The following is an 11,692-nucleotide window of genomic DNA, read 5'->3' as shown; positions in this document are numbered from 1 at the left end:
GGTCAGTGGCCGGTCGTCTCCCGGGGGCGGTCGCCGGGGGTGCCGTCCGGCGGGGGCGGGGCCTGGTCGAGACCGGCCAGGCGGGGGACGGCGGCGAGGCTGAGCAGTAGGAGGGCGCCGCCGAGGAAGAGGGGGGCGCGGACGTCGAGAGCCGTCCCGATCCAACCGGCGAGGGTGACCCCGACCAGCATGCCCAGCCGGCTGGCCAGCAGGTAGCTGCTGTTGACGCGGCCGAACAACTCCCGCGGCACGACACGTTGCCGCAGTGTCACCACCTGCACGTTCCAGGTGACCACACCGAAACTGGCGACCGCGTACATCGCCGCCACCAGGACCACCGACGTGCTGAGGCCCATCACGATCAGCGACACCGCCATGGCGGCCAGTGCCAGGCCGATACGGGACCGCAGCCCCAGCCGGGTGCTGATCCGGCCGGCTCCGAAGCCGGCCAGGACACCTCCGACGGCGCCGGCTGCCAGCACCACGCCGTACAGCAGCGGGGGCGCGTCCAGGTGCCGGGTGACCAGCAGGACGAGCAGCGTCACGCCGAGGTAGAAGGCCAGGGTGGCGACCGTGCAGACCACGGCGAGCAGGCGGAGCCCCCGGTGGTTCCAGAGCCAGCGGGCGCCGTCCCCGATCTCGGTCAGTATCGGTTGCCGGCCATGCACGGGCGCCGGACGGCCGGAGCGGCCCATGACGGCTAGCAGCACCGCGGCGAGGGCGAAGGTGAAGCCGTCCACGACGAAGGGCAGGCCGGCGGCCACCGCGAACAGCGCCGAACCGAGCAGCGGTCCCACGAAGTGGCCGCCCACGATCTGGCTGCCCTGAAGGCGGCCGTTGGCGAGGTCGAGCCGGTCGGCGGGGACCACGTCCCGCAGCATCGACATGGCCGCGTTGTCGAAGAGGGTCTCACCGCAGCCGAGCGCGAACGCGACCAGCGCGAGGGCGAGCAGCGGCGGGTTCCCGACGAGCGTCCACACGGCGAACCCGGCCACCACCACCGCCCGCAGCGTGTCGGTGGACATCATCAGCCACCGGGGGTTGAGCCGGTCCGCGAGGGCTCCGCTGAAGGGCGACACCAGCAGCCACGGCAGGGTCCCGGCGGCTGCGACCACCGCGACGGCACCGGGTGAGGCGGACACCGAGACCGCGAGCAGGGGAAGCGCCGCCTCCCGCATGCCGTCACCGACCGAGGACACCCACGACGCCGACCACAGCAACGTGAACTTCCGGCCCAGACGGCTTGGTCGACGCGTCTCGCGACGCCCTGGCAGCAACGTCATGCGGGCACCCTCGCACACCGGCCGGCGGTCACGAGGGGTCTGCCGGAGACTGGGGCGCCGGCAGCGGAGCCCGGAAGCCGCCGGCCTTGTGGGTCCCGTCGCAGAACGGGGGCAGGGCGGTCCGCCCGCAGCGGCAGAGCGCCACCGTGCGCCCCGGTGCGGCGAGCACCTCCCCGCCGGGCAGGCGGATCTCGGCGTCGCCGCGCAGCAGCAGCGGCCCGTCGGGGTACACGGTCACGGTGGCGGCGCGCAGCGCCTCCGCGTCATCGGGGCCGCGGCAGGTGCCGTCGGCCGGCGTCGTGCGGCGGGGGCGGAACGGTGTCATGGCCTCACACCTCCGACACGCGGGGCCGGCTTTCGGTGAGCAGGGAGGAGACGCCCTGCCGCCACCGGCTGAGCAGGTGTGCGGCCATCCGGGCGTCCAGGGCCAGCGCGCAGGCGGCACCGAACAGGACGTCCGCCGTGAGCGCGGGCTCGGCCCGTACCAGGGCGCCGCACACGTCGTGGGCGGCGATCTGCTCGTGCACCGCGTCCGCGGTGACGTGCTCGTCGTAGAAGGCGGTGTCCGCGGGGGTGCCGCCGATCCGCCGGAGTCCGTTGCCGTACCGGCGGTTGGGCAGGGACGAGGTCATCTCGAAGGCCGCCAGGTGGCCGACGAGCGCGCCCCTCAGCCGGCGGTGCAGCCCGAACAGCGAGATGGCGTTGGAGGTGGCCAGGGTGACCGCGGGCACGCGGGGGAGGTAGTGGCCGTAGGCGTCTTCCAGGCCCAGCCCGCGCATGGTCCGGCGGAACAGTTCCGCGTGCATGCGTTCGGCTCTGCCGCCGCCGTACTCGTCGGCCAGGATCTCGACCAGGGCCGCCTTGGGCGGCCCGGCGAGCCGGGGGACGGCCCAGGCGTGCGGGTCACCCTCCTTGAGCTGGTACAGCGATCGGTGGATGACGAACTCCCGGAACTCCTCGGCGTCGGCGTCGCGTTGCAGGTGTGCGGCGAGGGGCGGTCCGTGCTCCTGCTCGGTGAGCCGCTTCAGCGCCTCGGCGATGCCGTGGCCGGTGTCCGCGTCGCGGAGCAGGGGCGCGGCGACGCCGGTGCGCAGGTCCTGCTCGAACCGCTGCTCCAGGGACGCCCGGAGGGCCAGCAGCCCGGGGTCCCACTCCCACTCCTCGGGCACGCCCTCCCAGCCCCGGTAGTGGAGTTCGTAGCAGACGTGCAGCGCCAGTTGCAGGTCCTCGTCGGCTGCCGCGCCGCTCGCGTCCCGGTCCGGCAGGGGGTCGAGGGCGGTCCGGGCGCGGGAGGGCGGGGTGGGCAGCGTGCCGATGAGCCGGTCGCTGACGGGCCCGCGTGCCGGGGGCAGTCGCATCGTCTACCTGCTTTCGGTGGTCTCTTGCTTCGTACGGCGCGCATCGGGCGGGCGGCGGGAGTACAGCGGCGGGCCGGCAGGGGTGGCCGGTGCCGTCCCGCGGGAGACCGGACCGGTGTCGCCTGTGCGGAGTCGCGGTCGCACGGGCCGGCCCCTCCCCCGGCCCCCGGCCTACCGGACGACGGCGTATGCCTGGCCGCCGCGCGGACTGGCCGCGGCGACGACGCCGCCGTCGTCGTCCACGCCCGTCGCGCACACCTTGCCGAGGGTCTGCGCCGGGACCTCGCGGACCTCGTGGCCGCGGTGGCCCAGTTCCTCCAGCACCTCCCGGGCGAAGCCCCGCTCGGCCACCAGGGAGAGCGGACGCGACTGGCGTGGCGTGAACGAGGTGGGGACGTGGTCGGTGTGGAACGTGGTCGCCTCCGTGGCCTGCTGCGGTGCCATGCCGAAGTCGACGTGGTTGAGGAGGAAGTGCAGCGTCCACTGGTCCTGCTGGTCCCCGCCCGGTGTGCCGAAGGCGAGGTGGGGGCGTCCCTCCTTCAGTACCAGGGTGGGGCTGAGCGTGGTGCGCGGACGCTTGCCGGGCGCGAGGGAGTTGGGATGCCCCTCGGCCAGCCACGCCATCTGTCCTCGGGTGCCGAGCGGGAAGCCGAGGCCCGGCACCACGGGCGAGCTCTTGAGCCAGCCACCGCTGGGCGTCGAGACGACCATGTTGCCCTCCCGGTCGGTGGCGGTGACGCAGGTGGTGTCCCCCTTGGCGGCGGTCCGCAGCAGCACGGTGGGTATGCCGCTGTGCAGTTGGGAGAGCCAGTCCGGATCGGTGGGCGCTCCGGAGCGGTCCAGGCACTCGGGGACGTGCGGGGGGCGGCCGTCGGGTGAGCCCGGGCGCAGCACCCCGGACGCGGCGGGTCCGACGAGTTCGCGGCGCTTCGCCGCGTAGTCGCGGTCGAGCAGGGCGGCCAGGGGCACGTCGGTGTGGGCCGGGTCGCCGTACCAGGCCTCCCGGTCGGCGTAGGCGAGCTTCGCCGACTCGACGACGGTGTGCAGGTGGTCGGCGCTGCCGTACCCCATGGCTGTGAGGTCGAAGCCCTCCAGGAGTGCCAGTTGCTGGAGGAAGACCGGGCCCTGCGACCACGGTCCTGGCTTGTGCACCAGGTGGCCGCGGTAGTCGAACGACGCGGGCGTCTCCACGAGCGGCTGCCAGGAGGCCAGGTCCTCTCCGGTGAGCAGGCCGCCGTGCCTGCGGCCGGTGGCGTCGACGGCCTCACCGGTGGCCAGGTACCGGTCCACGGCCTCGGCGACGAAACCCTGGTAGAAGGCCGCCCGCGCGGCCTCGGCCTCGGCTTCGCGGTCGGGTCCGGCCGCTCGGGCCTCGGCCAGGATGCGCCGGAACGTCCGCCCCAGGGCGGGGTTGCGCATCCGGGATCCGGCCGCCGGTGCGGTGCCGTGGTCCAGATAGGTGCGGCCGGACTCGGTCCACTCGTCGCGGAACAGCGGAGCCATCACGCTGATCATCTCGGCGGCCCTTGGCAGCAGCGGGTACCCGTCCTCGGCGTACCCGATGGCGGGCAGCAGTACGTCCTCGACCCGCAGGCGTCCGCGGTCCCGCAGGAGCCGCATCCACGCGCCGAACGCGCCCGGCACGCACGCCGCGAGCAGTCCCGAGCCGGGGACGGCGTCCAGCCCGCGCCGCCGGAAGGCGTCGACGGTCGCCGCCGCGGGCATCGGACCCTGCCCGCAGACGACCTCCACCCTGCCGCTCGCCGCGTCGTGGACCAGGATCGGGGCGTCCCCGCCGGGGCCGTTGAGGTGGGGTTCCACGACCTGGATGACGAGGGCGGCAGCCGTCGCGGCGTCGAAGGCGTTGCCACCGCGGTCGAGCATCGCCATTCCCGCCGCCGAGGCGAGCCAGTGGGTGGAGGAGACGGCGCCGTGAGTGCCGTGCAGTTCGGGACGGAGCAGCACAGGGGGTCCTTCCCAGGAGAGTCACTGGACGGTGTGCGGGGCGGTGATCCGGCCGTGGGCGACCGCCGTGACGCGGCCCGTCACGGCGGCCTGCGGAGGGGAGCCGTTCGACACCGTGAGCGTGCACGCCAGCAGGGCGGGCCGGCCCGCTTCGGCGCCCTGGTGGAGGGTGTAGGGGTGGCTGCCCTGCTCGGTGGGCAACTGGCCGGTCCCGGCCAGCCACAGCCCGAGGGCGGCGGCCACCGGTGCGCACGCCGGGTCCTCGGTGATGCCGAAGCCGGGGGCGAAGAGGCGGGTCCGGGCGGCGCGTCGGGAGCCGTCCCAGGTGAGGAGGCACAGGGCGGGGAGTGCGGCGGCGGCCATCCGGGCCGGGTCAGGGGCCGCCCGGGCGAGGGCCGCCTCCCGTACCGGCAGGAAGGCGAAGGGCGTGCCGAAGCCCTCGGCGCGGGGTTCTCCACCGGACGCGTCCTCGGAGGTGAGTCCGACTGCCGCGAGCAGCGGTGCCGGGTCGAGGTCGGCGCCCGGAGCCGGTCCGGTGAGGGTGAGCGTCGCACGGTCGGCCTGTGCGGTCAGGACGTGCCGGGCCGAGCCGCATTCCTGGACCACCCGCCCGGCCGGGACGGCACCGAGCCGTACCAGGGTCGCCGCTGTGCCGACACAGGAGTGGCCTCCTCCGGGGGATTCCGCGGTGGGGGTGAACACCCGGACCCGGTAGGTGGCGTCCGGTGCCGTGGCCGGCAGCACGAACGCCGTCTCCACGGCGTTGAGTTCCGCGGCGATCGCGCTCATGGCGGCGGTGGACAGGCCGTCGGCGTCCGGGACGACCGCCAGGGTGCTGCCGGCGAAGGGGAGGTCGGTGAACATGTCGACCACCTCGTAGCGGATCACGGGGCACCTCCGGGTGCGAGCACGGTGTGGGCGATGTCCTCCAGTACCTCGACGCGGCCCTGGTAGGGGAAGCCGTCCCGCGGCCAGTGGATGACGACGTCGGTGAAGCCGGCGGCCTCGAACAGTCCGCAGGCGTCCTGGTAGGCGGGGGCCGAGTCGGAGACGTCGCGGATCATCGCCCCGGTCACCACCAGGCGACGCAGCGTGGACGGGTCGCGTCCGATGGCGGCGCACGCCTCCTCCATGGCACGCACCTGGCCGGCCAGGTGCGTGACGGCCCGGTCGTAGCGGGCGGGTTCGCCCCAGCCGGGCTGCCCGGCCGTCACCCAGATGTCGGCGTACCGGGCCGCGAGTCGCATGCCGCGGGGGCCGGTGGCGGCGACGGCGAACGGCAGCCGCGGCTGCTGCACGCTGCCGGGGACGGTGTGCGCGTCGACGGCGGTGAAGTACCTGCCCGTGTAGTCCGTCACCGGCGACCGCAGCAGCAGGTCGGTCAGCTCGACGAACTCCTCGAACCGGTCGGCACGTTGGGAGGGCGTCGGCGGCTTCGAGCCCAGCACCTCCTCGTCGTGGCCGCCCGCTCCGGCGCCCAGCCCGCAGACGAGCCGGCCGCCGGAGATGTCGTCGAGCGCCGCCAGTTCCTTCGCGAACGTCACCGGATGCCGGAAGGCCGGGCTGGCCACCAGGGTGCCCAGGCGGATACGCGAGGTGGCTGTCGCCGCCGCCGTGAGGGTGGGCACCGTCCCGAACCACGGCTTGTCGCGCAGTGAGCGCCACGTGAGGTGGTCGTAGGTCCACGCGTGGTCGAAGCCGAGGGTCTCCGCCCGGGCCCAGAGTTCCCGTGCCCGCGCCCACCGGTGCTCGGGCAGCAGGACCACGCCGTGCCGCAGCCCGCTCACCGGGCTGCCGCCCGTGCGCGGTCGAGGGGCAGCCCGGCGGACAGGCGGGCGATCCGGAAGAGGGCGTCGGTCAGGTCCTCCTCGCACGCGAGCACGTCCGGTTGCCGGAGTTCCTTGGGGACCTCGTCGCTGCCGGCCGCGGGGTAGAGGCCGTTCGCGACCAGGTCCATGGCGACGGCCTTCTGCCTGCGCAGGAGTTGGGAGGCGACCTCGGACGACGAGGCCGGGGCGCGCAGGGTCAGGAAGTAGCAGTCGAAGACGGCGCCCCACATCCGCGGCTGGACGGTGTCCCGTTCGGCGACGGACCGCTGGAGCAGGGAGCGCCCTCCGGTGACGAGCTTCGAGGCCACGCCGAGGTGGATCTGGCTGCTGAGCCGCACCTCCCGCACCAGCGCGTCGACCTGCGAGGCGGCGACCGGCGGCACCTTGCGTCCGCGGAAGAGGCTGCGCACCGCCGGGTAGTCGGGGGCCCACGTGCCGCTGAAGGTGCTGTGCAGGCGGTACATGCTCGGCCGGATGGTGCCGTTGTAGACGGCGCGGTCGCAGGAGCCGGTGTAGAGCAGCATTCCGCAGTAGCCGCGGACGTGCTGGGTGATCTCCGCCGACAGCTCCTCCCGGTCGCCCTCTCCCGCGGAGAGCCGGGCCAGGGCGTCGGCGAGCAGCCGCCAGATGACGAAGGAGATCTGGTGGCCGGTGATCCAGCGGAACCAGAACAGCCGCTCCAGGGTGTGCCCGACGGCGGGCCGGGTGATCTCGAACCCCTCGTCGGCGCGGGTGTGGAGGGCCTGGCACACCCGCGTCACGTCGGCGTGCCGTACGCATCCGTCGGTGGCGTACGGCTCACCCGGGTGCGGGAGGGTCAGCGGTTCCAGACCGTAGGGGTAGTCGCTGAAGTCCCAGCCCCCGGTTCCGGGGAGGGTGAGGGCCGCGGCGGCGCCGGGCATCACGAGGCGGCCGCCGGGACGTGGGTGAACTCGAACTCCAGGCCGTTGACGTCGAGGCAGTAGAAGCTCTCCACCCCGTCGTCGTCCATGACGACGTCGGTGGGCGGGTCCGGCAGGGAGAACTCGTACCGGCCGGAACGGGCCAGATCCCACCAGTGGTCGCGCCAGCGGCGCAGTGCGTCCGGGGAGTCGACGGCCATGCAGACGTGCTGGAACTGCGTCTCGTGCGGGTGGGGCCGGCCCGCACCGGAGGTGGCACGTTCGAAGAGGTGGAAGCGGGTTTCTCCGCGGGCCAGTTCGGCCATGCGCACGATGCCCGGCAGGCGGCTCACCGTCAGGTCGGAGAACCGGTCCGTCGCCCAGGTGCGCCGGCAGCCGAGGAAGTCGCGGTACCAGGTGGTGCAGTTGTCGAGGTCGGTCGTCTGCACCGCGATGTGGTGCAGGTACGTGTGCGGGAGAGGGGGAGCCGGCGGAACTGGCTGAGCCTTCATGATTCTCCTTCGGCGGTCCGGCGCGGGTGGCCGTGGTGAGCACCGTTCCGGTCAGAGCTGTTCCAGTTCGAAGATCACTTCTCCGACCGCCAGGTCGATCGTGTGCTTGCGGCGCAGGAGCCAGCCGCCCTCCTCGAAGACCGATTCCCAGTCCGCGACAGTGGGGATGAAGGTGCCCATGAGGTCGTGGGCGACCTCGAAGCCCAGGGTGAATACCGGGAGTTCGTCGTCGGGAATGCCCACCGTGCGGGTGGCGTCACCGAGCAGGAACCGGCGGGTGCCCGGGAACAGCTCGCGAAGCCGCCGCAGGGTGGCGACGCAGCTCTGCCGCGGCCAGAAGTCGTGGCCCATCATGAAGGAGGTGAGGAGTTCCACCTCCAGGTACTCCGCACGGGGCTCCATCGCGAGCACGTCCGCTTCCACGAAATGGACGCGGTCGGCCAGTTGTGCCGCGGTGGCCGCTTCGGCGGCCGACGCCAGAGCGGGGCGGGCGATGTCGACGCCCAGCCCGCGGGCAGCGGGAAATCGCCGCAGGAGTTGCAGCACTCGTTCTCCGCTACCGCATCCCAGGTCCGCGACGGCGGTGACCTCGAAGTCGAGCCCGTCGACCGCCTCCCGGAACCAGGGGTCGTAGCAGAACGTGCTGATCTCCCGGCAGGCGTAGGCGATGGCCGCGCTGTCCCGCTGGTGGAAGTCCCCCACCCTGTTCTCGGGGACCAGGACCTCCGGCATGCGCCGGAACAGGTCGGCACTGCCCCGGGAGAGCCAGTGGAAGAAGGATCGGGCGCGGTAGGTCTCGGCGAAACGGGCCGCCGGAACGACCTTCGCGTCGTCCCGTTCGACTATGCCGACGGCGGCCAGCGCCCGGAAGAGAGCGAGTGACGCCGTGAAGTCGAGGTGTTTTTCGGATGCGAACTTGTGGACGTCGAGAATGCCGTGGTCGGATAACTCGTCCAACGCCCCGATCTCCCAGGCCGCGCCCACCGCCGAGGCGGCCACCGCCGAATTGAAGATACGGGCCACCGACGTTTCGGCGTCACCGGTAGTCATACCGATTTCCCCCAATGTTTTTGAGTCGCGCAGGTCCACGTGCCAACAGGATCTTGAGAGCCGTTGATCGTTTATCGGTGGTTCGCCCGGCCGGTACGTGGTCCGGTCGTGAACCGGGCCGGTAGCGCGTGATCTTCGAGCGGGGGCTCGGGTCCGTTGTCCCGAGGCGCGGGATACCCGCTACGTTGTAATGCTCCCCATTCTGGGCCGTCACAGCAAGCGCTGTACACAACAACGACCGCAGGGTTGACGAAGATGCCAGGGGCAATGCATCGTCGTCAACTGTCACGCATCCGCAGTAGTCGGACGGGGAGACTGTGGACAGTCAGGGGTTGACCAGCCCCTTCCGGCAGTGGCTCAGCCGACCGTTCCCGCCTCCCCGCCGGGCTTCCGCTTCAGGTCGATGAATTCCGTGCACCTCCTGGACGAGGGACATCAAGTGGAATGGGACGATCCTGCACCGGCGAAAGACGGATTAGCCACGCAGCACCAGCAAACTCGGCATGTGCCGCGCGACGCGGGCCCGGTCCGCTCCCACACGGAGTGGGACCCGCTTGAGGAAGTCATCGTCGGCATCGTCGACGGCGCGAGTTTCCCGACCTGGCACTTCTCCATGGAACCTGTTCTTCCGGTCGGGCGGCACGAGGCGTTCCGCCGCAACGCCGGCCGCTCGTTCCCGCCGGAACTCATTCGGGCCGCCCGGGCGGAACTGGAGGAGTTCGTCCGGATACTCGAAGCGGAAGGCGTGACCGTCCGCCGTCCGGAGCAGATGCCCCAGCGCCGCCCCTACTCCACCGGGGAATGGGCCAGCACCGGCATGTACGCGGCCATGCCGCGGGACGCGCTGCTCGTGGTGGGCGACGAGATCATCGAGTGCCCCATGGCCTGGCGCTCGCGGTACCACGAGACGCTCGCCTACCGGCCGCTGCTCAAGGAGTACTTCCACGGCGGCGCGAGGTGGAGCGCCGGGCCCAAGCCGGAGCTGCGCGACGAGCTCTACGACCACGAGTGGACCGAGCCGGGTGACGACGAGCCGGCCCGCCTCGTCGTCACCGAGTTCGAACCGACCTTCGACGCAGCCGACTTCATCCGCTGCGGCCGGGACATCATCGCGCAGCGGAGCAACGTCACCAACACCTTCGGCATCGAGTGGCTGCGCCGCCACCTCGGCGACCGCTACCGCGTCCACGTCCTGGAGTTCGACGACGCACACCCCATGCACATCGACGCGACCCTGATGCCGCTGGCTCCCGGCAAGCTGCTCGTCCACCCCGACCGGGTGCGGCGGGTGCCGGACCTCTTCCGGGGCTGGGACGTGCTGCGCGCGCCGGAACCGGTGATCCCCGACGCCCACCCGCTCTATCTGACGAGCAAGTGGATCAACATGAACCTGCTCATGCTGGACGAGCAGCGCGTGGTGGTGGAACGCCAGGACGAGCCGATGATCACCGCGCTGAAGAACTGGGGCTTCACGCCCGTCCTGTGCAACTTCCGCCACTTCAACAGCTTCGGGGGCTCCTTCCACTGCGCCACGCTGGACGTCCGCCGCCGAGGCGGCCTCCACTCCTACCTGGGTTGAGGAGCGTCGTGCGGATCCGGAAGGACCGGGCGAGCCGCCGCGGAACACCGGGCCCGTCCCCCTCGGCGCCGAGCGGCCGCACCTGCTCCACACCTGCGCCACACCTGCTCCAGGCACGCTCGCACCAGCAGAGACACTCCGACGACCGATCCGAAGGAGTTCCCGTGACCAATCCGTTCGACGACCCGGAGGGGCGATTCCTCGTGCTGCGCAACGAGGAGGGCCAGCACTCCCTGTGGCCGGCCTTCGCGACCGTGCCGGCGGGCTGGCTGGTGGTGCGCGGTGAGGACGAGCGCGACGCGTGCCTGCGCTACGTGGAGGAGCACTGGACCGACATGCGCCCCGCCGGACTGATCGCCGCCGAGTCCTGAACCACCCGTGACCGGGGCGGACGGAACGCCCGCCCCGGCGGCCCACGGCCTGTGCACCGGTGACCGCCGCCGCACGGAAGCCGCACCGGCCCCCGCACCGTCGCAGCCGTCGACCATGGCCGCCGACGCCGCCTGATTTGGGGTGTGAGATGTCAGAACGCCGTCCCGAGCCCGTCGGCCTGATGCCAGGCCAGCGGGGCATGTGGTACGCCCAGCGGTTCGATCCGGACAGCCCGATCCTCAACGTGGCCGAGTACCTGGACATCACCGGCCCGCTCGACGTCGTGCTGTTCGACGAGGCGTTGCGGCGGGCCGTCCAGGAGGCGCAGGCTCTGCGGTTGCGCTTCTCGGAGGACGACGGAGAGCTGACCGCGGCCGTCGATCCGTCCGTCCGGCACACCCTGCACCGCGTCGACGTCCGGGACGAGGACGATCCGAGGGCCGCCGCCCTGGCGTGGATGCGGGCCGACCTCCGCAGACCGCGCGACCCGCTGACCGACCCGCTCGCCCGCTACGCCCTCTTCCGGGTGGCCGACGACCGCTTCCACTGGTACCAGGGGTGCCACCACCTCGTCAGCGACGGCTTCAGCTTCCCCCTCGTCGCGGGCCGGGTCGCGGACCTCTACACGAGGCTCGTCGAGGGCTCCGACGACCTCGGCCGCCCGTTCGAGCCGATCCGGGTCCTCCTCGACGCCGACGCCGCCTACCGCGGGTCGCCGGCGTTCCGTGCGGACCGCGAGCACTGGCGGAGTGTGCTCGCCGACCGTCCCAGGGGGGTCAGCCTCAGCGGACGGCCGCCGCGCGGGCCGGCCCGGGACGTGCGGCGGCACCTGCGGAACCTGCCGTCCGGTGACGCGGACCGGC

At 72.6% G+C, this 11,692-nt stretch carries 12 protein-coding genes; 3 read left to right on the top strand and 9 right to left on the bottom strand.

The window, feature by feature from the left end; all coding sequences use genetic code 11:
• Positions 1–2: 2 nt before the first annotated feature.
• The 9 genes from ACYVE9_RS06790 to ACYVE9_RS06750 form a co-directional block, all read right to left on the bottom strand.
• Positions 3–1,283: an MFS transporter gene (locus ACYVE9_RS06790; RefSeq protein WP_461026814.1), complete on the bottom strand. Its 1,281-nt coding sequence runs from the start codon at positions 1,281–1,283 to the stop codon at positions 3–5.
• A 28-nt stretch (positions 1,284–1,311) separates the two neighbouring features.
• Positions 1,312–1,608 carry a CDGSH iron-sulfur domain-containing protein gene (locus tag ACYVE9_RS06785; protein WP_461026813.1) on the bottom strand — a complete coding sequence of 99 codons (297 nt, stop codon included), beginning with the start codon at positions 1,606–1,608 and terminating at the stop codon, positions 1,312–1,314.
• Positions 1,609–1,612: 4 nt separating this feature from the next.
• Positions 1,613–2,641 carry an iron-containing redox enzyme family protein gene (locus tag ACYVE9_RS06780; RefSeq protein WP_461026812.1) on the bottom strand — a complete coding sequence of 343 codons (1,029 nt, stop codon included), beginning with the start codon at positions 2,639–2,641 and terminating at the stop codon, positions 1,613–1,615.
• 171 nt (positions 2,642–2,812) lie between these two features.
• Positions 2,813–4,606 (bottom strand): gamma-glutamyltransferase family protein, encoded by a 1,794-nt coding sequence (locus tag ACYVE9_RS06775; protein WP_461026811.1) that lies wholly within the window; start codon positions 4,604–4,606, stop codon positions 2,813–2,815.
• A gap of 21 nt (positions 4,607–4,627) precedes the next feature.
• Positions 4,628–5,494 carry a PhzF family phenazine biosynthesis protein gene (locus ACYVE9_RS06770; RefSeq protein WP_461026810.1) on the bottom strand — a complete coding sequence of 289 codons (867 nt, stop codon included), beginning with the start codon at positions 5,492–5,494 and terminating at the stop codon, positions 4,628–4,630.
• A complete protein-coding gene (locus tag ACYVE9_RS06765) occupies positions 5,491–6,393 on the bottom strand; it encodes an LLM class flavin-dependent oxidoreductase (protein ID WP_461026809.1) in 903 nt (300 codons plus the stop codon). The genes ACYVE9_RS06770 and ACYVE9_RS06765 overlap by 4 nt, the downstream gene beginning before the upstream one ends.
• Entirely contained in the window at positions 6,390–7,337 is a 948-nt protein-coding gene (locus tag ACYVE9_RS06760) for a hypothetical protein (RefSeq protein WP_461026808.1), read from the bottom strand. The genes ACYVE9_RS06765 and ACYVE9_RS06760 overlap by 4 nt, the downstream gene beginning before the upstream one ends.
• Positions 7,337–7,828 (bottom strand): VOC family protein, encoded by a 492-nt coding sequence (locus ACYVE9_RS06755; protein ID WP_461026807.1) that lies wholly within the window; start codon positions 7,826–7,828, stop codon positions 7,337–7,339. Before ACYVE9_RS06755 ends, ACYVE9_RS06760 begins: the two co-directional genes overlap by 1 nt.
• 51 nt (positions 7,829–7,879) lie before the next feature.
• Positions 7,880–8,878 carry a methyltransferase domain-containing protein gene (locus ACYVE9_RS06750; protein WP_461026806.1) on the bottom strand — a complete coding sequence of 333 codons (999 nt, stop codon included), beginning with the start codon at positions 8,876–8,878 and terminating at the stop codon, positions 7,880–7,882.
• 505 nt (positions 8,879–9,383) lie between these two features.
• Between ACYVE9_RS06750 and ACYVE9_RS06745 the strand changes: the two genes are divergently transcribed.
• The 3 genes from ACYVE9_RS06745 to ACYVE9_RS06735 all read left to right on the top strand — a co-directional run.
• Positions 9,384–10,457, top strand: a complete 1,074-nt coding sequence (locus ACYVE9_RS06745; protein WP_461026805.1) for an amidinotransferase — start codon at positions 9,384–9,386, stop codon at positions 10,455–10,457.
• 164 nt (positions 10,458–10,621) lie between these two features.
• Positions 10,622–10,828, top strand: coding sequence for an MbtH family protein (locus tag ACYVE9_RS06740; RefSeq protein ID WP_461026804.1), 207 nt, complete (start codon positions 10,622–10,624; stop codon positions 10,826–10,828).
• A 149-nt stretch (positions 10,829–10,977) separates the two neighbouring features.
• Positions 10,978–11,692: condensation domain-containing protein (locus ACYVE9_RS06735; RefSeq protein ID WP_461026803.1), on the top strand; the 715-nt coding region annotated here is incomplete at its 3' end.

It is taken from the genome of Streptomyces sparsus, from assembly GCF_054776295.1.
The sequence above is the reverse complement of the archived record's forward strand: the minus strand, read 5'-3'. Positions and strand labels throughout refer to the sequence as shown.